Here is a 19,256-nt window from a genome sequence, read left to right as displayed (position 1 = left end):
AACGGGGTGAGTTGCATGCTATTGACTGCTTTGGGCGGTTTGTTTGGATATGGCGTGGAAAGGCCTGCTGAGACATTAGTCAAGCTCGCACAACAAGGCGATGAAGAGGCCGAAGAACAATTGATCTCTTCACATATCCCATTCGTGAAAAAAACCGCCGCACAAGTATGCAAACGGTTCATCGATGATAACCAGGATGAATACAGCATTGCACTCTTGGCCTTTCATGAGGCGATACGCCAATACCGTCCGGGACATGATGCGTCGTTTTTGACGTTTGCGCATATGGTCATCCGGCGGAGAGTGATCGACCATATCCGGAAAGAAAGCAAACGGCTAGAATTCAGCCATGATTTCATGGCTTCGCCGAATGAAGATCACCATAATCATATCGGCGACCGAGCGTCGGCCGATTTCCATACCGAACAAGAGCGGGCCGGCAAGCGGCGTGAAGAGATTATCCAATTCGAGGAAATGCTCTCAGCTTTTGGCTTATCCTTCCAAGTGATCGCCAAAGTTTCCCCTGCCCATGAAGATGCCAGGCGAAACGCCATCCAAATCGCACAATTGGTGGCGGAAACGGCTGAATACAAACAGTACTTGCTCGATAAGAAAAAACTTCCGGTCAAGGATATCGAGGAACTTGTCCAGGTCTCGAGAAAAACCATTGAGAGAAACCGGAAATACATAATCGCAATGGCGCTATTGATGATGAGCGATTTGCATTACCTAAAAGATTATTTGAAGGAGCGGTTGAACTGATGCGAATGCAAAAAGGCATATGTATGGAACTCGATGGTGACCGTTCTGTCTACATGCTCGCGGATGGCAGTTTTGTGACGGGCAAGCCGACCACAGGCACTTCAGTGGGGGAAGAGGCATATTTTGAAGTTATAGGGAATGCTTCAAGAAAGCGCCGCTTCAAGCCGCTCGCAATGCCGCTTATCGCCTCGGTAGCTGCACTGTTCCTGCTGATTTCCTCATGGATGCTTCCAGCACAGGAAGCATATGGGTATGTCCAAGTCGAATCAAATCCGGGCATTGAACTCGGTGTAGACGATGAATGGCACGTCATTTCATTGAGGGAACTGAATGAAGACGGCAAACAATTGATCGCCCAATTAGCAGATTGGGAAAACCGTGAACTCGAAACAGTCTTAGAAAACGTGCTGGCTTTATCAGTGGATGAGGACACAGAACACGTCACGATTACAACGGTGCAGGAAGGCGATGAAACGGATGCCGCCATCAAAGTGGAGAAAATTGCGCTAGCGGCGTTGTTCGCCGGCAGCAACAGGCAATTGCATGTCCATATGAAAGAAGCGAACAAGAAACAATGGCGCAAAGCGAAAGAACAACAAATGCCAGTGGCGAAGCTGGTCGAAAAGGATCGTACATTTACAGCACCGCAAGGGCCAAGAAATGACGTTCAGCCGGCGCGAAATAAAGGGAAACAGGAAAAAGAAGCCCCGAATGGCCATACTGTCCCTTCCAAAGCTGAAACCCCGGCTATTCAAAAGCCTCAGCCAAAAAATGAAGAGCCGGCCAGTAGAGGCAAAAGCAATCCGGAAAAGACGCCAAAAGCGGAAGATAAGAAAAAAACCACCCCTGCAAATAAAAATAGTGGCAAACCAAAAGATCATGGGCTAAAAGTCCCGGCCGGACAAAAGGGATCGAAAAAGGCAGAACCCCCTGAACCTGCTAAACCGAAAAACCCGAACGCTGGGAAAGGCAATAATTCCGGCAAGCCAAAAGCTGAAACAAAACCCAAGAAAGAAAAGCCTACATCCGGCAAAAACAAATCCGTGCAGCCAAAAAACGATAAAGGCAATCCCGGCAATACGAAGCCTGGAGAAAAGAAAAGCAATAATGGCAACGGAAAAGACAAAGGCAGGGACAATGGCAGGGACAATGGTAAAGAAAAAAGCAGCAATAACGGCAATTCACCCAAATCCAACGGTACAAAAACAACAGAACCGGGTAGCTTAAAACCAGAACAGGCAAAACCTCCAGCGAAGGAGAAGGGATTCCCGGATGCATCGAAAGCCGAAGAAAAAAACAAGCCGGACGCTGAGAAGCAAGAAAGAAATAACCAATGAGCACAACGCACGTAAATAGCGCCTATTCCGTTAGAGCCGCAAGAAAGCGGCGCAACCTAATGGAATGGGCGTTTATTCTGTAGCATCAAAACCAGTCATGAAAAACGGCTCTTTGCCATTCAATTATGCGAAGGGGCTGTGCTTTACAAAATAGCCCTTTTCTTTTCTCTGTACTTTACATAGAATGGGAAGAGAGTCAGTTGCGGAAGGGAATTTTACGCCTATGAATAAATCATTTCAACGTGTCCGAAATCTTACACCTGCACAGGCAATCGTAGCGTATTATTTCGTGGCGATTGCTTTTTCCTTTTTACTCCTGAGGCTTCCGGGAGTCCTGCAGCCCGGGGTAAGCATGACGTATATCGACACCTTATTTACCGCCGTCAGCGCAGTAAGCGTCACCGGCCTGACGGTCATTGACGTCTCGCAAACCTTATCGGTATTCGGCATTATCGTACTGATGGTCATCCTTCAATTCGGGGGGATCGGCATCATGTCGATCGGGACATTTTTCTGGATCTTGCTTGGCAAACGGATCGGGCTCCGTGAGCGGCAATTGATCATGGTCGACCATAACCAGTCAAGTATGGCCGGCGTCGTCAAGCTGATCACGGAAATCGTTAAAATCCTTTTGTTGATCGAAGTGATCGGGGCGCTCATATTGACCGTCTATTTCACTCAATACTTTTATTCTTTCAGCGAAGCGCTTTTGCACGGCGTGTTTGGTGCGGTTACCGCGACCACCAATGGCGGATTCGACATCACGGGATCTTCCTTGCAGCCTTATGTCGATGATTATTTCGTGCAGATCGTTAACATGATCCTGATCATCCTGGGTGCGATCGGTTTTCCTGTACTGATCGAACTGAAGGAATTCCTATCGAATGAGACGAAGAATTTCCGCTTTTCGCTGTTCACCAAAATCACGACGAGCATCTTCGGGATGCTTCTCGTGGTCGGCACAGTGGGGATCCTGATCTTGGAGTCGGTCAATGCGTTTAAAGGGATGTCTTGGCACCAGACTTTGTTCGGGGCACTGTTCCATTCCGTTTCTTCCCGCTCCGGAGGTTTGGTCACCATCGATATCACGCAGTTCAGTGATGCCACCAATGTATTCATGAGTGCGCTCATGTTCATCGGGGCCTCTCCAAGTTCAGCAGGCGGCGGCATCCGGACCACCACTTTTGCAATCGCCATCCTATTTTTGATCAATTTCGCGAGAGGCAAGAACACCATCCAGATTTTCAACCGTGAAATTGAATTGATCGACGTATTCCGGTCATTTGCCGTCCTGTTCCTTGCAGGGGCGATGGTGCTTCTGGCAACCATGCTATTGATCATTACCGAACCGAATGCCTCGATCGTGGAAATCCTGTTCGAGATCACTTCGGCATTCGGTACCTGCGGGATGTCGCTTGGCCTGACGAGTGAATTATCCCCGATCGGCAAAGTAATTGTCATGATCCTGATGTTTATCGGGCGAGTCGGTTTGATCTCCTTCCTGTTCACCATCGGCGGTAAGACCGATCCGACGAAATTCCATTACCCGAAAGAACGCGTGATCATCGGATAAGTCGGCTGGACGTGCTATTCAGCTGCCAAAAGGATATAATTATAGCAATCGAGTAATCATAGCGGAAATGAGTGAACGAAAATGAATGAAGACATTAAACAGTCGTTGAAACTGTTTATCGTTTTGTCCCGTGCGCACAAAGCGATTTCGGAACAAACCAACCAATTTTTCCAGGAGAACGGCGTCAACCCGACAGAATTTGCCGTACTGGAGCTGCTTTACCATAAAGGGCGCCAGCCACTGCAAAAAATCGGCGGGAAAATCCTGCTGGCTAGCGGGTCGATCACCTATGTCATCGACAAATTGGAAAAGCGCGGTTTCATCACACGCGTCAATTGCCCGACCGATCGCCGCATCACCTATGCGGAAATAACGGATGAGGGAAAAGCGTTCATGTCGGACATTTTCCCGGCACATGAACAAAAGCTTCACGAACTGACGGCAGCTTTATCTTCGGAAGAAAAAGAGCAGGCCATCGAATTGATGAAGAAGATCGGCTTGTCGATCAAAGACTTGTCCTATTGAAAAAAGATCCTCCGCTTGGAGGATCTTTTTATTTCTGCACACGTTCGATCGTTTGGGCCATTTGGATGAAATCGTCCCTCGCGCCGACTGTGCTATGGTCGAAGATCGTCACCCGGACCACAATATTATCGGATTCGAAGGCGATGCCGGTCACGTTCCCTTCAGCCGTTTCCACTTCATAAGCTGCTGAATTATTGAATGCTGAACTGTCATAGCCTGTAAACTCTGCCAGTTCACCATCCGGATTGGAAGCTTGTACGGTATCTTGCGTATTGCTGGCCAGTTCGTCGAAATTGATGTCATTTGGATAATAAGTTTCGACACGCATGAAGACTGCATCGTTTTCCTGCAGGAAAATGACATCGCGGTTTGGTTCTTCCGCAGTGAACCCATAACCATCAAGCACGTAAAGCTAGTAAGACTGGTTATCGCTCATCGTCAGCTCGCCTTCAGGTGTTTCGCCGTGTTCATCCCCAGAACCGCCTTCTGTTTCTTCATCCGGCTCTTCAACTGTTTCCGTTTCTTGGTTCGTCTCGCTGCTTTCTTCCTCGGCCGTTTCAGCCGGCTCGGTATCAGTCTCTTCTCCGGCAAGGTCTGCAGTACCGCAGCCTGCAAGCAGGATCCCGGCAGCAAATAATGTTGGAGCGAATAATGCATTCTTTTTCATGAATCAAATTCTTCCCTTCCAATTTCCCTATTAGACGGGCAGAAAGAGGAAATGTTTCAAACTTTTTGATAGAGCCAGCCCTTTAAGTCAAGGACAAGCTTAAACCGGCAGTGGCATGATGATGAACAGGAGCACGAGCACAACCAAATGGGTGATGATCAGTAACGGCATGCTGCGTTTCCATTCGTAAAGGATACCGAGTGTTATCCCTGCCAACACACCTGCCACGATGCTTGGCCAAAAGCCGCTGAAGGCAAGCGCAAAGCCGAATAATAGAGAGGCGCTCAGGATGGCAAGCGGCAATTTCATGTATTTCTTCAATTGCTGTTGGATATAACCGCGCCAAAACAGCTCTTCTCCTGGGACAATGACAAACATCAATAATAGATAATGCCAAATGCTTGTAGGTGCAAACAAGGCCTGGATGGCGGAGACCGGGCCTGCCACGTTGAGCGGAAGCAGATCGAAGAGAAGATAACCGAGCGCAAGTGCGGCGTAAATCAAGGTTCCGAACAAGGTGCCATACAATAATGATTTCCAGGTTTTCAATTCATCGAATACAGAGTAATTGACAATTGCGATCGACATCAGCACTAATATGGCGAATGTATACATATACCAGAATATAGATGTGTTTTCGAAAGCAAGATAATACAGATAAAGCGAAAGCGGCAATAGCCAAATCAGCGTATGGCGCTTTAACAGGTTAAGCATAAAAAATCCTCCTAAAATCAACAAAGCTTCCCGGATTTTGGGCAAGCGCGCAGTGTAGCTGGACGGGTATGGTTTCGTCCGTTTAGTATTATAACAGATGCATTTTAACAAAACGAAAGGAAAGGGGAACATTTCATGACTGATTATGCAAATGAGTTGGAGCGGTTGAAGAATGGCGAAATTGACAAGCTGGATATACCGAAAGAGGACTTTCTTGAATTCCGTAAAATATTGACCGAGCGTGAAGACTTTAAATATTTTCGGGGAACGGCTTTCCATCATGGCAAAACGCAATATGAATACACGTCAGAACCGTCGAAGTAACCATCAATCGGCCGTTCTGAGCGGCATGGGCAAATAAAAACAGTGAAATTTATTTTTTTCTCGAAAAAGAGGTTTATCCACTGTTTGAATGGGGCATAGTATATTTGAACACAGCAACATTCTCATTTCCCCCTTTTGTGGCCGGGCCTTTATGGACCGGCCTTTTTTTTATGCCGAAAAAGAAGAGTGAATAGACTGATGATTTTTGCTATTATGAGAATATAAAGGAGGCAATAAGATGAAAATTGGATTTATCGGGACCGGGGTCATGGGCAATAGCATCGCAGGCCATTTAGTGGAAGGGGGGCATGAGTTGTCCGTCTTCACAAGAACCCGTGCAAAAGCAGAAGAGCTGCTGGAAAAAGGGGTAGCCTGGAAAGACAATCCGCGTGAATTGGCTGAATCTGCGGAGGTAGTCTTTACGATGGTCGGTTATCCGTCGGACGTGAAAGAAATCTATTTTGGCGAAAACGGATTGCTGGCGAATGCCGCCAAAGGCACAGTGCTAATCGATCTGACCACTTCCCAGCCGAAACTGGCACTGGAAATTGCAGAAGCTGCAAGGGCAAATGGTTTGCATGCTCTGGATGCCCCGGTATCTGGAGGGGATGTAGGGGCGAGAAATGCCGTGCTGTCCATAATGGTGGGCGGCGAAGAACCCATTTTCAATGAAATGCTTCCGCTGTTCCGTTTGTTTGGGAGCAATATCATTCTCCAGGGGCCTGCTGGTTCAGGCCAGCATACAAAGATGTGCAACCAGATTAACATCGCCAATAATATGCTGGGTGTCTGCGAATCACTCATCTACGCAAAAAAGGCGGGACTGGACCCAGAGAACGTATTGCGTTCCATTTCAGCTGGCGCAGCCGGTTCCTGGTCGCTATCGAATTTGGCTCCCAAGATGATCGAAGGCGATTTCCGCCCAGGATTTTATATCAAGCATTTCATCAAGGACATGAAAATAGCGGTGGAAGAATCCGAGCGATGGGGCCTGGACCTTCCGGGGCTGAAATTATCGCTCGGCATCTACGAGGAATTGGAACGTGCGGGGGATGGGGAGCTTGGCACACAAGCATTGATCCGCCATTTTGATTTCGCGGAAAAATAGGCAGAAAAAAACGGCAGTGCAGCACTGCCGGCTGGATCAATCGAAATAGGATTTTTTGGGCGAATAGAAGCGGTTGGCTTCTTTCGGTTCGTAGCGTTTGGAAAAAGCTGATATACCCGGCTTCTTTTCGGGTGCCTCCAGCCCGGTGTAATTTTGAAGCAGTTCTTTTGCATGTTTTAAGTTCATGCGGCTCGGCGGGTTGCGATAGGATTCATCCAGGTCGCCGAAATGTTCAAGTGAATGGAAATCTTCCTTCTTGGGGAGCATGTGGAAATAATAATTGCCGCATTTCACGAGGACGGATGATTGTTGTTGGCTTTTTCGGGGGTTTTTACTGAAGTGCAGGCCGAGTTTTTGGGCCCGTTTTTGTTCGATCATGAGATTCAATGCCTGCTTTTTCAATGCATAAAGAAATTGATTGTCGGGAGCGGTCTTGGCATGGCGGTTGACAGTGAAGATAGCTTGCGCGATTTCCGAATCTTTCGTCTTTGAGGACATGGGCTCATTCCTTTCGCAATAGTGGATTGATCAGTCTTCGTTCATCATATCAAAATTTTCAGTCACTGTACATAAACCGGACCTTGTGGGAAACTGCAGGAATTGATCCAGAAAAGGGGATGTTTGGATGTTGAATGAACAAACGATAATCGTAACCGGAGGCTCCAGTGGGATGGGTTTCCATATGGCGGAGAAATTTGCTGCCGAAGGGGCGAACGTCATCATTACGGGGCGTGATATGGAGAAACTGAATGAGTCATTGACGAAACTTTCCGGCCTGCGGGGACAGGCGGAAGCATTTCAGATGGATGTGCGTGAACCTGAACATGCCAAGGCCATGGTGAATTTTGCGCATGAAAAGTTCGGCCGCATCGATGGGCTTGTCAATAACGCAGCGGGGAATTTCATCGTCCATGCCGAAAAATTATCGCCCAACGGATGGCGTTCCGTAATCGATATCGTCTTGAACGGGACGTTTTTCTGTTCCCATGCCGTGGGCAATTATTGGATTGAAAAAGGCACAAAGGGGAATATACTTAATATGCTGGCGACGTATGCCTGGAATGCCGGGGCAGGCGTCGCACATTCCGCTGCCGCGAAAGCTGGGGTCATGTCGCTGACCCGCACCTTGGCGGTTGAATGGGGCACGCAATACGGCATCCGTGTCAACGGGATTGCTCCGGGGCCGATCGAACGCACTGGCGGTGCCGATAAACTGTTCGAGTCAGAAGAAGCGAAACAGCGCACTTTGAAATCTGTCCCTTTAGGGCGGCTTGGAAAACCGGAAGAAGTGGCAGAGCTGGCAGCGTTTATCATGTCAGAGAAAGCGGCATATATGAATGGGGAAATCGTGACCTTAGACGGCGGCCAGTGGTTGAATAAATTCCCTTTTTAATCCAAAATCCCCAATTAAATAGTTTCGGGAATCGTGTTATGTTATGATGTAATCGAAGTGTTTCAGCATCAGACCATGCGATGCAAAAGGAGTAGAGCACATGATTTCATTACCGAGCAAAGATTTTCTTGAAACCCCGATCGAAGAATTTGTCATCTCGTCCGAAAAAGTAGCACATGTCCAGATCGGCAATAGTGCTGAACATGCTTTATTGGTATTGACGAAGACCGGCTATTCCGCCATCCCGGTTCTGGATGCGAAGTATCGGTTTCACGGCTTGATCAATGCCCAGCGCATCACAGACGCCATTCTTGGAATGGACCATATAGAGTACGAGAAACTAGGCGATATTCGCGTCGAGGAGATTATGCAGACCGACCTGCCGCTGATCCATCTGAATGACCGCTTCCAAAGAGCCTTAGATCTGGTGATTGACCAGAATTTCCTTTGCGTAGTGGATGACGATGGAATGTTCATGGGGATTTTGACAAGGCGTATCGTCTTGAAGCAATTAAAAAAACAACTTTACCAGTTCAAACGATAATCACCCTGAAAAAGGCCTCATCCATTGAGGCCTTTTTTTCTGCCGGTTGAAAGAAGGGATCAATATGGAAAAAACGAAACGCCCGCTCATCCTGATCGCGGTCATGTTGGCGATGTTCGTTTCAGCAGTCGAGGCGACTATCGTTTCGACCGCCATGCCGAGCATCGCAGCAGACCTCGGCGGGTTTTCGAAATACAGTTGGGTGTTCTCTGCTTATTTGCTGATGAGCACTGTGACGGTGCTGTTATATGGAAAACTGGCAGATCTGGTCGGCAGGAAAGCGATATTCGCTTTCGGCATGATGCTGTTTTTAATTGGCTCGCTGCTCTGCGGCTTAGCGGATTCAATGGAGCAGCTGATCGCTTTCCGCTTTATCCAAGGGGCAGGGGCGGGGGCGATCATGCCGATTGCGTCGACGATCGTGGGGGATATCTATTCTCCAGAGGAACGGGCGAAGATCCAAGGATATCTGTCCAGCGTGTGGGGCATCTCTGCCATCGCAGGCCCTGCCATCGGAGGCGTATTGGTCGCGACAATCGGCTGGCAATATGTGTTCTGGGTCAATTTGCCGCTCGGGATCTTGTCGCTGACCGGCATCCTGGTTTATTTAAAAGAGCCTGTGCGCAGTGAACGGGCGAAAGTCGATTACAAAGGTGCCATGTTCTTGACGATGGCGCTTAGCAGCGTGTTGTATTTGCTGATCGAAGGAGGCGTCTCTTTTGACTGGCTATCGGCGCCTTCCTATCTGCTGGCGGCGATCGGCGCATTGTTCATCTTTTGGTTTGTCAAAGCAGAGCGTGCCTCGAACGACCCGATGATGCCGTTTGAAATTTGGCAAAACCGGGCCATCCTTTATGCAAACTTGGTTTCGCTCGCGACAGGGATTATCCTTATCGGCATCTCCAGCTATTTGCCGGCCTATGTGACCGGTGTCATGGAACAGCCGGCGGCAATCGCGGGCTTCACCTTGACGACGATGTCCATCGGCTGGCCGATCGCTTCTGTCTTGTCCGGGCGGCTCTTGATCAGCATCGGCTATTTCCGCACTTCGCTTCTTGGGGGAACGTTTCTTCTGCTCGGAACGGCGTTGTTTGTCATGATGCAGCCCGGGTTCGGTCCACTGTGGGCAGGGATGTCGAGTTTCTTCGTGGGTGTCGGAATGGGATTGACCAGTACTGCCTTTATTGTCTCGATCCAATCCGCCGTGTCATACGACAAGAGGGGAGCGGCAACCGCTTCGAATATGTTTATGCGCAATCTTGGCAGCACGATCGGCGTGGCGCTTCTTGGCAGCATATTGAACAGTTCGCTATTGAACCGGCTGGACGATTCGGGCAATAGCTTCACATTGGAATCCGTCAACATGATTTTAAGCATCGATAGCCGCGCACAACTGCCGCAAGCAGATAAGCTGGTGCTGCAGGAAGCCTTGGCTTTCGGGCTGCGCAATGTTTACAGCATCGCCTTGCTTTGTGCTTTGATCAGTTTTCTGCTGATTTTCGGATTGCGCGGGTTGAAAGGAGTGAAACGGGATGTCAAATGAAGAACTGATTATTAAAGTACTTGCTGAAGAAGCCAATATGAGAAAAGCGGCGGAACGGCTGTTTCTATCGCAGCCAGCATTGTCGCAACGTTTGCAATCGATCGAAAAGGATTGGGGCCAGCAATTGTTCGTTCGTTCCCAAAAGGGGCTGACGCCGACGCCAGCCGGCGAATTGGTCATCCAATACGCGAAAGAAGCGGTGGTGCGCCGGGAGGAGATTTTCGAACAACTCCATACCTTAAGTGAAAAAGTGCATGGCACATTGAAAATCGCCTGCGCTTCGATCATCGGACAGAATTGGCTTCCGAAAGTGCTGAAAGATTTCATCACTTTGTATCCGGAAGCGAAAGTGCAATTGATCACCGGTTGGAGTTCGGAAATTGTCCGCGCGCTATACGAAGGTGAAGCCCATATCGGCATCGTCCGGGGGCAGACCGACTGGAAAGGGCCTAAAATCCACCTTTTCAAAGACACCTTATATTTGGTGGACAAGGAAATCAGCTCGCTGGAGGAAGTGATGCAGACCGAACGGCCCTTCATCCAATTCAAGAGCGATTCAACCTATTACGAGGAAATCCAGCAATGGTGGCAAAAGCATTTTGCTTCCAATCCGAAACGCCAAATCACGGTTGACCAGATCGAGACGTGCAAGCAAATGGCCGTCAACGGCATCGGTTACGCAATCTTGCCTTCTATTACTTTGACGGGAGCAGAAGCTGTACACACGATGCCATTGACGAATAGCGAAGAAGAACTTGAGTTGACTCGGGATACATGGCTGATCGGCTATGAATCGTCTTTCCAGCTGCGGCAGGTCGAGGCATTTGTCGATATTGTCAAAAAACATGCCACTCTGTTAGACTAAAGGATGTATTATTATACTGATTCAGATATAATAACACCATTACACGAGAGAAAGAGGTTTTGATCAATGGAACAAATGGATGCAAATCAAATTATTTCGTACATACAGAATGCGAAGAAATCGACGCCGGTAAAAGTATATGTCAAAGGTGAAGGCGTGGCTTCACTCGATTTTGGCGTAGGCTCGAAAGTATTCGGGGAAGGCAATCACGCAACCGTGTTCGGCGAGTGGGCTGAAGTGGAAAAAGCACTTGAACAGCATAAGTCCATTATCGAAGATTCTGTAGTGGAAAACGATCGCAGAAACTCAGCCATTCCGATGCTGGATTTGAAAAACATCAATTCACGCATCGAACCTGGTGCATTCATCCGCGAAAACGTGGAGATCGGCAGCAATTGCATCATCATGATGGGCGCTGTCATCAATATCGGTTCTGTCATCGGCGATGGCACGATGATCGACATGGGCGTCATCATGGGCGGCCGTGCGACAGTCGGTAAAAACTGCCACATCGGCGCTGGCGCTGTACTTGCTGGCGTCATCGAGCCGGCATCTGCCACGCCGGTTATCGTCGAGGATGATGTCATGATCGGCGCGAACGCAGTGGTCTTGGAAGGCGTCCGCATCGGCAAAGGCTCAGTCGTCGCTGCAGGGGCTGTCGTCATCGAAGATGTGCCTGAAAATGCAGTTGTCGGCGGCACGCCCGCACGCGTATTGAAGCTGATGGATGAAAAGACCCGTTCGAAAACGGAAATCAAGCAAGAACTCCGCCAGCTGTAAGAGGCTAATTATGGATCTTATTCAAATCAGGAGAGAGCTGCATGAAATTCCCGAAATCGGATTTCAGGAATTCAAAACGCAAAGCTATCTGAAAACGATCATCGGCAATATGGCATCGGAACGTATCGAGCTGGTTGAATGGCGCACAGGACTCGCTGTCAAAGTAAGTGGCAGTGCGCCACGTAAAACGATTGGCTGGCGTACGGATATCGATGGCTTGCCGATAAGTGAGGAAACCGGCCTGCCGTTTGCTTCACGTCACGAGGGCTTCATGCATGCATGCGGACATGATATCCATATGACGGTGGCGCTCGGCTTGCTGGAACTGTTGGTTGAACACCCGCTCGACAATGATGCGGTGATTTTATTCCAGCCTGCAGAAGAGGGGCCTGGCGGCGCACAGCCGTTTCTGGAATGGCTTGAAACAGAACGCCCGGATTTATTGCCGGATGAGCTTTTCGCCCTTCACATCGCACCAGAACTGCCAGTCGGCACTGTGGCGACGAAACCTGGGCTTCTGTTTGCCAACACATCGGAATTGTTCATCGATCTGCGCGGCAAAGGCGGCCATGCCGCTTACCCGCATCAGACGCGTGATATGGCCGTGGCGGCAGCGGCCTTATTGATGCAATTGCAGACAATCGTCAGCCGCAACGTCGACCCGATGGACTCGGCCGTATTGACCATCGGGAAGTTGTCTGCGGGGACTGTACAGAACATCATCGCTGAACGGGCGCGGCTGGAAGGGACGATCCGCACCTTGACGCCTGAGTCGATGGCAAGCGTAAAAAAACGCGTCGAATCGTTGTGCCGGTCGATCGAAGAAGGCTATGAATGCCGAGTGTCGATCGATTACGGGGCGAACTATCGCCAAGTGGACAACGACGAACAGCTGGCCGAGTCGTTTTTACGTTATGCACAAGACAGATCGGGCATACAAGCTGTCCGCAGCAAAGCCGCCATGACGGGTGAAGATTTCGGTTATTTCACTGAACGGCTGCCGGCTTTGATGTTTTGGGCAGGGGCCGGATCGGAGTTCGGCCTGCACCATGCCAAGCTTGCACCGGATGAGCGGCTCTTGTCGTTCATGCCCGAATTCCTTTATGATTATTTCAAGCTACGATAAAAAAGCGAGACGCCGCTATGGTGTCTCGCTTTTTTAGCTTAATTGAGTATTCAGCTGCTGCGGCTTTCCTGGAGCAGCTCTTTTTTTCGTGCCGACCAGTTAAAGGCGATGAAGAAGCAGATGAGCAAGATGAAGGTTCCGGTAATATACGGGAAGCTCATGTCGATATCGAACAGGATCCCGGCAAGCGCCGGCCCGATCATATTGCCGAGGCTCATATAGGCATTGTTCATCCCGGCGGCATATCCTTGCGAGTCGCCTGCAAGTTTGGAAATGAGCGTGTTGATCGCAGGGCGCAGCAGGGAGGCGGCCGTGAAAAAGACCGCTGCCACGAATAGTATCGTCCAGAAAGTATGGACGAACAGGATGCCGATCATCGCTGCGGCTGAAACGAGCAGGTTGACGAGGATGACACGCATCTCGCCGAAACGCTTGAACAAGCTGTCGATGACGAAGGTTTGGACAACGACACCCACAAAGCCGCCGACCGTGATGACGACCGAAATTTCCTTGGGCGTGAACTGGAATTGCTTGTCCACGTACAAGGCGATCGTCGACTGGAAATTCGACAAACCGAAGGCAAAGATGAACATGACCAGCAGCATGACGAAATACGGTGTGTAAACAGAGCGCTTCATCTGCTGGTACAGATTCTCGCGTTTATAATCCACAGCCTGTACGGCCGGTTTGACGTTCGGCAAGGCGATATAGGAGAGCAAGGCGGACAACAAAGCAACAGAAGTTGCGACATAGAATGGGAACTCGAGGCTTACTTCAGACAGGAATCCGCCGATGCCCGGACCGATCATAAAACCTAATGACATCGAGGCACCAAGCAATCCCATCCCCTTGCCGCGCTCTTCGTACGTCGTGATATCGGCTACAAATGCCATCATCGGCGGGATCAGGAAAGCACCGCCCAAACCGCTGAAGAAGCGGGCGACATAGAGGATCCACAATTCGGTCGCCAACCCGAAAACCAGCTGGGACAATCCGAAGACGATAAGCCCAAAAATGATTAAATTCTTGCGTCCGTATTTGTCGGATAATTCCCCGGAAATTGGAGAGAAAAGAAATTGCGCAAATGCGAAAGTGGCAATCAAGGTACCGAGCGCTTGGCCTGCCACGCCGAATGTTTCCAAATAAGCCGGCATGATCGGGATGATGAGGCCGATTCCGCTCATGGCGATAAACATATTGAACATAAGAATATATAAGGCGAATTTAGTGGATTTTACGGCCATGGGCCTTACCTTCCCTCGTTATTATTTCGTGTGGCTAAATTTCAGTGTTATGAACTTATATACTATACCTTATTTAAACAAAAAAAAACAGGCAGAAGTTCTGCCTGTCATTTTTCCATATCCATCTTGAATTCCAAAAACAATTCGTTGTAGACGCCAAGCATTTCGAGCCCAAGATTTTCATAGACTTCGAGGCGGTCGCGCATTTCTTCAGTCGGGTAGAAACGCTCGTCACCCGTCACTTCAGGATCCATCAATTTGATTCCTTCCGCATTCGGGGAAGAATAGCCGACGTAATCGGCATTTTGCGCCGCAACTTCGGCATCGAGCATGAAGTTGATAAACTTGTGGGCGCCGTCCACATTGCCCGCTGTTGACGGGATGATCATATTATCGAACCAAAGATTGGAGCCTTCCTCTGGCACCGAATAATCGATATCTTCATTGATCCACATCATATCCGCAGCTTGGCCGGACCAGGTGACCGCAACTGCCGCTTCTTCGCGGCGCATCATTTCGACGATTTCATCACCGATGATTGCTTTGACGTTGGGCCCAAGAGTCTTCAATTTGTCGGTCGCTTCGCGCAATTCCCCGAGATCGGTGGAGTTCAGCGAATAGCCGAGGCTGTTCAAGCCCATGCCGATGACTTCGCGTGCGCTGTCGACCAGGATCACTTCCTGTTCGAGCGTGGGATTCCACAGGTCGTCCCAGCTTTCGAAGGTCTGCCCTTCAAGAAGTGTCGGGTTATAGGCGATGCCGACAGTGCCCCAGAAATAAGGAATCGAATATTCATTGCCCGGGTCGAACGAAAGATCCAGGAAATAGGGATCGATGTTTTCGAGATTCGGGATCTTGCTGTGGTCGATCGGCAACAACAAATCGTTTTCCTTCATCTTTTCGATGGCATATTCGGAAGGCATGGCGACGTCATAGGACGTTCCGCCTTGCTCGATTTTGGTCATCATCGATTCATTCGAATCGAATGTCTCATAGACGACCTGGATGCCGGTTTCTTCTTCGAATTGGCTGATCAGTTCGGGGTCGATGTATTCACCCCAGTTATAGACCGAAATCGAGCCGCTGCCGCTGGTGGCAGTACTGTTCTCCAGCAGATGCACGGCATAGAACAGGACGGCGGAAATGATGACGATGGCTGCACTTGCTCTTATGATGGCTTTCATGGTCGTGTCCCTCCTGTTCCAGCGTTCGCCCCGGAGCGCTGATTAAAGAAATAATAGCCGAGGACAAGTCCGAGCGTCACGACGAAAATCAAAGCGGAAAGGGCATTGATCGTTAGCGTGATACCTGCCCGAGCCATTGAGTAGATCTCGACTGATAGGGTAGCGAAGCCATTGCCGGTGACGAAGAACGTGACGGCAAAATCGTCAAGCGAATACGTCAAGGCCAGGAAAAAGCCCGCGAATATTCCCGGTTTGATGTAAGGGATGATGACGCGCGTCAAAATGTCGCGCTGCGATGCCCCAAGGTCCGTCGCCGCATCAATCAAGCTCGAACTCATTTCCTGCAGTTTCGGCAACACCATGATGACGACGATCGGAATGCTGAAGGCAATATGAGATACCAGGACGGACGCAAAGCCGAGCTTGACGCCGACCATCGTGAAGAGAATCAGGAACGAGGCCCCGATGATGACATCCGGGCTGACGATCAATACCGTGTTCAAGGACAAGACGGCGTTGCGCATTTTCCGGTTGCGCAGGAAAATGATGCCGATTGCGCCAAGAACGCCGATCGCTGTCGAGATGAGCGCAGACAGCAACGCCACGATGACCGTGTTCAAGACGATGATGAGCAGGCGTGTGTCATCGAATACGGCCGCGTAATGCTCCCAAGTGAATCCTTCAAAGCCGGACATGGTGCCGCCGCTATTGAAGGAATAGAAAATCAAATAGAAAATCGGGGCATAGAGAATAAAAAAGACGAACGCCAAATAGATTTTGGCGGCTTTACTTAGCTTTGCCATTCAAAGCCCCTCCTTTCTCTTTCGGGCCCGTGAGCAGCATGATGATGATCATGAAGAGGATCAGGAACACGGCGATTGTCGAGCCCATGCCCCAATTTTGCGTAACCAGGAATTGCTGTTCGATGGCAGTACCGAGCGTGATCACTTTATTGCCCGCAATCAGTCGGGTGATGACAAATAGCGACAAGGCGGGGATAAAGACGGCTTGTACGCCGGATTTGACACCGTTGATCGCAAGCGGGAAGATGACGCGCCGGAACGTCGTCCATTGGGATGCGCCGAGGTCGCGCGATGCATCGATCAAAGCCGGATTGATCTTATCGAGCGAGTTGAAAATCGGCAGCACCATGAACGGGATGAAAATATACACGGCGACGAACACAAAGCTGAAATCGGTGAACAGGATCTGCAGTGGCCCCGCACCGAAAAATTGGATCAATTGGTTGGCAGGGCCGTACAGCCCGAAAATGCCGATAAATGCATAGGCTTTCAGCAACAAGTTGATCCACGAAGGAATGATGATCAACAGGAGCCATAATTGCTTATGCTTTGTTTTCGTCAGCCAGTAAGCGGTCGGGTAGGCAATCAGCACGGAAATGAGCGTGATGAGGAAGGCATACCAGAACGAACTGAGCGTCATGCGGAAATACGTCGATGAAAAGAAATTCGCATAGTTTTCCAGCGTGAAGTCGCCGGCCAAATCAAGAAATGAAAAATAAACGACAAGAGCAATCGGAGCGATGACAAATAATAATATCCATATATAATAGGGTGCCAGATACCATGGGCGTGATGAACGATTACTCATTGGAAACGGCTCCGTATGATTCGAGCCTTGCATCGAACGCTTCTTCGGATTCGTTCAAGCGCATGACGTGAATCGCTTCCGGTTCGAAATCAAGGCCGATTTGCGCGCCCACATCCACGCGTTTTGTCGAATGCACCAGCCATTCGTTGCCGGTCTCGTCATATGTCGAGATTTCGTAATGGACGCCGCGGAACAATTGGCTGTCGACACGGACTGCCATTTTACCGCTTTCCGGCTTGGTGATTTCCAAGTCTTCCGGGCGGATGACGATTTCCACTTGTTCGTTCGGGCTCAGTCCTCTATCGACACATTCGAATTCCTTATTGGCAAAACGTACGCGGTAATCATCGACCATGACGCCTTCGGCAATATTCGACTCTCCGATGAAATCGGCGACAAAGCGGTTGATCGGTTCATCGTATATATCCATCGGCGTGCCGCTCTGCTGGATTTCGCCTGCGTTCATGACGAAGATTTCATCGGACATCGCGAGTGCTTCTTCCTGGTCATGCGTGACGAAGACGAATGTCTTGCCGAGGCGCTGCTGCAGTTCACGCAGTTCATATTGCATTTCGGTGCGCAGCTTTAAGTCGAGCGCAGACAGCGGTTCGTCGAGCAGGATCACTTCCGGGTCGTTGATGATGGCCCGCGCGATGGCAACGCGTTGGCGCTGGCCGCCGGACATTTCGTGGATCTCCCGATTTTCATAACCGCTCAAATTGACGAATGCCAATGCTTCCTCGACGCGGCGTTTGACTTCTGCTTTCTTGATTTTCTTGATGCGCAAACCGAAGGCCACATTTTCGAATACATTCAAGTGAGGGAACAGCGCATAATCCTGGAAGACGGTGTTCACTTGCCGCTCGTTTGCCGGGATCTTGTTGACCTTTTTGCCTTTGATGTAGATGTCGCCGCTAGTCGGCTGGTTAAATCCGGCGATCAATCGCAAAATTGTCGTCTTGCCGCAGCCGGAAGGGCCGAGCAAGGTATAGAATTTCCCTTTTTGCATTTCAAAACTGACGTTGTTCAATACATTTCCCGCACCTTCGAAAGTCTGGACGACATTCTCGAAACGGATGATCGCTTGATCGGTCATGATATACCTCCTGGTTTATAAATAAGATTTAGTCGCGACGATGATCATTTCTGCGCGGCCTGTTGAAGGGTTCGCTAATTGATGTTCGTGGTCTGCACTATAGTAAATGGAATCCCCGGCTTTGGCAGTGTAGGAACGGCTGCCGATATTCAAGCGGACTTCGCCTTTTAGGATATAGACAAAGGTTTCGGATGCCGAGGGTTCAAACGTTTTAAAGTTGCCGGATGATTCCAAGGTCAGGTATACCGGTTCCATTTGCTTTTTGTTGGATGTCGGGACGAGCCAGTCAATTTCATAACCAGCGTCACGGTCGATATGCACGGTATGGTCTTCTTCCTTAAAGACGAGCTTGGCTTCTTCGGCATCTGTAAAAAATTCTTTTGGGGTCGTTCCAAGGACTTCAAGAAGAGAAAAGAGCGTTTCGATGGAAGGCGAGTTCATATCGCGTTCAAGCTGTGAAATGAAACCTTTGCTCAAGTCCGTCCTTGAGCCGAGTTCTTCCTGGGTCAAGCCATTTTTCAGCCGCAGATTCTTGATCTTTTTGCCGATTTCCATAAAGTCTCCTCGCTTCTTCATTAATGATGCACTTATAGTCAGCTGAACAGGTGAAAGAAAAGTTGTTTAGTAAAAATATACTTTAAGTTTAGTTAAAGTATTTATTCATTATACAAAACTGGCGTTGGAATTCAAGGGGAAAAAACTTCGGGAAATGAATCCGAATCTATTGCAATCAGCTAAAGCAATTACTATTATAGAGAAAGTGCAAAAACTAAAAAGTCTCCAAAGACTGATATAGAAGTTTTCGGTTGTGCCAAAACGACATATGACAGGGACATAACAGCCCACCCAACTACAGGAGT

Annotated in this window: 22 protein-coding genes; 12 read left to right on the top strand and 10 right to left on the bottom strand. The window is 49.3% G+C overall.

Annotated features, from left to right (window positions below; all coding sequences use genetic code 11):
* Window positions 1-15 precede the first annotated feature (15 nt).
* The 4 genes from sigI to BBI15_RS10575 all read left to right on the top strand — a co-directional run bounded on the left by sigI (window position 16) and on the right by BBI15_RS10575 (window position 4,197).
* Window positions 16-762, top strand: coding sequence for an RNA polymerase sigma-I factor (gene sigI, locus BBI15_RS10590; protein ID WP_068869531.1), 747 nt, complete (start codon window positions 16-18; stop codon window positions 760-762).
* Window positions 762-2,099 (top strand): anti-sigma factor domain-containing protein, encoded by a 1,338-nt coding sequence (locus BBI15_RS10585; RefSeq protein WP_068869530.1) that lies wholly within the window; start codon window positions 762-764, stop codon window positions 2,097-2,099. The genes sigI and BBI15_RS10585 overlap by 1 nt, the downstream gene beginning before the upstream one ends.
* A gap of 223 nt (window positions 2,100-2,322) precedes the next feature.
* On the top strand, window positions 2,323-3,672 hold the full coding sequence (locus BBI15_RS10580) for a TrkH family potassium uptake protein (protein WP_068869529.1): 1,350 nt from the start codon (window positions 2,323-2,325) through the stop codon (window positions 3,670-3,672).
* An 81-nt stretch (window positions 3,673-3,753) separates the two neighbouring features.
* On the top strand, window positions 3,754-4,197 hold the full coding sequence (locus tag BBI15_RS10575) for a MarR family winged helix-turn-helix transcriptional regulator (RefSeq protein ID WP_068869528.1): 444 nt from the start codon (window positions 3,754-3,756) through the stop codon (window positions 4,195-4,197).
* 28 nt (window positions 4,198-4,225) lie between these two features.
* On the opposite strand, the gene BBI15_RS10570 is transcribed toward BBI15_RS10575, so the two are convergent.
* The 3 genes from BBI15_RS10570 to BBI15_RS10560 all read right to left on the bottom strand — a co-directional run bounded on the left by BBI15_RS10570 (window position 4,226) and on the right by BBI15_RS10560 (window position 5,578).
* Window positions 4,226-4,603 carry a hypothetical protein gene (locus BBI15_RS10570; protein WP_068869527.1) on the bottom strand — a complete coding sequence of 126 codons (378 nt, stop codon included), beginning with the start codon at window positions 4,601-4,603 and terminating at the stop codon, window positions 4,226-4,228.
* A 6-nt stretch (window positions 4,604-4,609) separates the two neighbouring features.
* A complete protein-coding gene (locus tag BBI15_RS10565) occupies window positions 4,610-4,864 on the bottom strand; it encodes a hypothetical protein (protein WP_068869526.1) in 255 nt (84 codons plus the stop codon).
* 99 nt (window positions 4,865-4,963) lie between these two features.
* On the bottom strand, window positions 4,964-5,578 hold the full coding sequence (locus BBI15_RS10560; protein WP_068869525.1) for a CPBP family intramembrane glutamic endopeptidase: 615 nt from the start codon (window positions 5,576-5,578) through the stop codon (window positions 4,964-4,966).
* A gap of 135 nt (window positions 5,579-5,713) precedes the next feature.
* On the opposite strand from BBI15_RS10560, the gene BBI15_RS10555 reads away from it, so the two are divergent.
* Both BBI15_RS10555 and BBI15_RS10550 read left to right on the top strand, forming a co-directional pair.
* Window positions 5,714-5,902: a hypothetical protein gene (locus BBI15_RS10555; RefSeq protein ID WP_068869524.1), complete on the top strand. Its 189-nt coding sequence runs from the start codon at window positions 5,714-5,716 to the stop codon at window positions 5,900-5,902.
* A 238-nt stretch (window positions 5,903-6,140) separates the two neighbouring features.
* On the top strand, window positions 6,141-7,010 hold the full coding sequence (locus BBI15_RS10550; RefSeq protein ID WP_068869523.1) for an NAD(P)-dependent oxidoreductase: 870 nt from the start codon (window positions 6,141-6,143) through the stop codon (window positions 7,008-7,010).
* A 36-nt stretch (window positions 7,011-7,046) separates the two neighbouring features.
* Here BBI15_RS10550 and BBI15_RS10545 read toward each other — a convergent pair whose 3' ends face one another.
* Window positions 7,047-7,508: a YkyB family protein gene (locus BBI15_RS10545; protein ID WP_068869522.1), complete on the bottom strand. Its 462-nt coding sequence runs from the start codon at window positions 7,506-7,508 to the stop codon at window positions 7,047-7,049.
* 127 nt (window positions 7,509-7,635) lie between these two features.
* Here BBI15_RS10545 and fadH point away from each other — a divergent pair, with 127 nt between their 5' ends.
* The 6 genes from fadH (at window position 7,636) to BBI15_RS10515 (ending at window position 13,261) form a co-directional block, all read left to right on the top strand.
* Window positions 7,636-8,403, top strand: coding sequence for a 2,4-dienoyl-CoA reductase (fadH, locus tag BBI15_RS10540; RefSeq protein WP_068869521.1), 768 nt, complete (start codon window positions 7,636-7,638; stop codon window positions 8,401-8,403).
* Window positions 8,404-8,503: 100 nt separating this feature from the next.
* Window positions 8,504-8,947 carry a cyclic-di-AMP-binding protein CbpB gene (gene cbpB / locus BBI15_RS10535; protein WP_058383441.1) on the top strand — a complete coding sequence of 148 codons (444 nt, stop codon included), beginning with the start codon at window positions 8,504-8,506 and terminating at the stop codon, window positions 8,945-8,947.
* A gap of 64 nt (window positions 8,948-9,011) precedes the next feature.
* Window positions 9,012-10,490, top strand: coding sequence for an MDR family MFS transporter (locus BBI15_RS10530; protein WP_068869520.1), 1,479 nt, complete (start codon window positions 9,012-9,014; stop codon window positions 10,488-10,490).
* A complete protein-coding gene (locus BBI15_RS10525; protein ID WP_068869519.1) occupies window positions 10,480-11,355 on the top strand; it encodes a transcriptional regulator CcpC in 876 nt (291 codons plus the stop codon). The genes BBI15_RS10530 and BBI15_RS10525 overlap by 11 nt, the downstream gene beginning before the upstream one ends.
* Window positions 11,356-11,421: 66 nt before the next feature.
* Complete coding sequence (gene dapD / locus BBI15_RS10520; protein ID WP_068869518.1) at window positions 11,422-12,135, top strand: 2,3,4,5-tetrahydropyridine-2,6-dicarboxylate N-acetyltransferase; 714 nt, start codon at window positions 11,422-11,424, stop codon at window positions 12,133-12,135.
* A gap of 10 nt (window positions 12,136-12,145) precedes the next feature.
* Entirely contained in the window at window positions 12,146-13,261 is a 1,116-nt protein-coding gene (locus BBI15_RS10515) for an N-acetyldiaminopimelate deacetylase (protein ID WP_068869517.1), read from the top strand.
* A 50-nt stretch (window positions 13,262-13,311) separates the two neighbouring features.
* On the opposite strand, the gene BBI15_RS10510 is transcribed toward BBI15_RS10515, so the two are convergent.
* The 6 genes from BBI15_RS10510 to BBI15_RS10485 all read right to left on the bottom strand — a co-directional run bounded on the left by BBI15_RS10510 (window position 13,312) and on the right by BBI15_RS10485 (window position 18,951).
* A complete protein-coding gene (locus BBI15_RS10510; protein WP_068869516.1) occupies window positions 13,312-14,505 on the bottom strand; it encodes an MFS transporter in 1,194 nt (397 codons plus the stop codon).
* A gap of 107 nt (window positions 14,506-14,612) precedes the next feature.
* Complete coding sequence (locus BBI15_RS10505) at window positions 14,613-15,689, bottom strand: ABC transporter substrate-binding protein (protein ID WP_068869515.1); 1,077 nt, start codon at window positions 15,687-15,689, stop codon at window positions 14,613-14,615.
* Window positions 15,686-16,492 carry an ABC transporter permease gene (locus BBI15_RS10500; protein ID WP_068869514.1) on the bottom strand — a complete coding sequence of 269 codons (807 nt, stop codon included), beginning with the start codon at window positions 16,490-16,492 and terminating at the stop codon, window positions 15,686-15,688. The genes BBI15_RS10505 and BBI15_RS10500 overlap by 4 nt, the downstream gene beginning before the upstream one ends.
* Entirely contained in the window at window positions 16,476-17,300 is an 825-nt protein-coding gene (locus tag BBI15_RS10495; protein ID WP_068872573.1) for an ABC transporter permease, read from the bottom strand. The genes BBI15_RS10500 and BBI15_RS10495 overlap by 17 nt, the downstream gene beginning before the upstream one ends.
* Complete coding sequence (locus tag BBI15_RS10490; RefSeq protein WP_068869513.1) at window positions 17,293-18,396, bottom strand: ABC transporter ATP-binding protein; 1,104 nt, start codon at window positions 18,394-18,396, stop codon at window positions 17,293-17,295. The genes BBI15_RS10495 and BBI15_RS10490 overlap by 8 nt, the downstream gene beginning before the upstream one ends.
* A gap of 15 nt (window positions 18,397-18,411) precedes the next feature.
* Window positions 18,412-18,951: a helix-turn-helix domain-containing protein gene (locus BBI15_RS10485; RefSeq protein WP_068869512.1), complete on the bottom strand. Its 540-nt coding sequence runs from the start codon at window positions 18,949-18,951 to the stop codon at window positions 18,412-18,414.
* Window positions 18,952-19,256: the final 305 nt, after the last annotated feature.

This window comes from Planococcus plakortidis, from assembly GCF_001687605.2.
Lineage (GTDB): Bacteria > Bacillota > Bacilli > Bacillales_A > Planococcaceae > Planococcus > Planococcus plakortidis.
This window is presented reverse-complemented; position numbering and strand designations above follow the sequence as displayed.

Excerpts from the sequence above, each read along its gene's own strand:
- sigI (WP_068869531.1), top strand. The coding sequence starts at position 16 with ATGCTATTGACTGCTTTGGGCGGTTTGTTTGGATATGGCGTGGAAAGG.
- BBI15_RS10515 (WP_068869517.1), top strand. The coding sequence starts at position 12,146 with ATGGATCTTATTCAAATCAGGAGAGAGCTGCATGAAATTCCCGAAATC.
- BBI15_RS10550 (WP_068869523.1), top strand. The coding sequence starts at position 6,141 with ATGAAAATTGGATTTATCGGGACCGGGGTCATGGGCAATAGCATCGCA.
- fadH (WP_068869521.1), top strand. The coding sequence starts at position 7,636 with ATGTTGAATGAACAAACGATAATCGTAACCGGAGGCTCCAGTGGGATG.
- BBI15_RS10490 (WP_068869513.1), bottom strand. The coding sequence starts at position 18,396 with ATGACCGATCAAGCGATCATCCGTTTCGAGAATGTCGTCCAGACTTTC.
- BBI15_RS10505 (WP_068869515.1), bottom strand. The coding sequence starts at position 15,689 with ATGAAAGCCATCATAAGAGCAAGTGCAGCCATCGTCATCATTTCCGCC.
- BBI15_RS10560 (WP_068869525.1), bottom strand. The coding sequence starts at position 5,578 with ATGCTTAACCTGTTAAAGCGCCATACGCTGATTTGGCTATTGCCGCTT.
- BBI15_RS10585 (WP_068869530.1), top strand. The coding sequence starts at position 762 with ATGCGAATGCAAAAAGGCATATGTATGGAACTCGATGGTGACCGTTCT.
- cbpB (WP_058383441.1), top strand. The coding sequence starts at position 8,504 with ATGATTTCATTACCGAGCAAAGATTTTCTTGAAACCCCGATCGAAGAA.
- BBI15_RS10500 (WP_068869514.1), bottom strand. The coding sequence starts at position 16,492 with ATGGCAAAGCTAAGTAAAGCCGCCAAAATCTATTTGGCGTTCGTCTTT.
- BBI15_RS10580 (WP_068869529.1), top strand. The coding sequence starts at position 2,323 with ATGAATAAATCATTTCAACGTGTCCGAAATCTTACACCTGCACAGGCA.
- BBI15_RS10530 (WP_068869520.1), top strand. The coding sequence starts at position 9,012 with ATGGAAAAAACGAAACGCCCGCTCATCCTGATCGCGGTCATGTTGGCG.
- BBI15_RS10485 (WP_068869512.1), bottom strand. The coding sequence starts at position 18,951 with ATGGAAATCGGCAAAAAGATCAAGAATCTGCGGCTGAAAAATGGCTTG.
- BBI15_RS10510 (WP_068869516.1), bottom strand. The coding sequence starts at position 14,505 with ATGGCCGTAAAATCCACTAAATTCGCCTTATATATTCTTATGTTCAAT.
- BBI15_RS10525 (WP_068869519.1), top strand. The coding sequence starts at position 10,480 with ATGTCAAATGAAGAACTGATTATTAAAGTACTTGCTGAAGAAGCCAAT.
- dapD (WP_068869518.1), top strand. The coding sequence starts at position 11,422 with ATGGAACAAATGGATGCAAATCAAATTATTTCGTACATACAGAATGCG.
- BBI15_RS10545 (WP_068869522.1), bottom strand. The coding sequence starts at position 7,508 with ATGTCCTCAAAGACGAAAGATTCGGAAATCGCGCAAGCTATCTTCACT.
- BBI15_RS10575 (WP_068869528.1), top strand. The coding sequence starts at position 3,754 with ATGAATGAAGACATTAAACAGTCGTTGAAACTGTTTATCGTTTTGTCC.
- BBI15_RS10495 (WP_068872573.1), bottom strand. The coding sequence starts at position 17,300 with ATGAGTAATCGTTCATCACGCCCATGGTATCTGGCACCCTATTATATA.
- BBI15_RS10565 (WP_068869526.1), bottom strand. The coding sequence starts at position 4,864 with ATGAAAAAGAATGCATTATTCGCTCCAACATTATTTGCTGCCGGGATC.
- BBI15_RS10555 (WP_068869524.1), top strand. The coding sequence starts at position 5,714 with ATGACTGATTATGCAAATGAGTTGGAGCGGTTGAAGAATGGCGAAATT.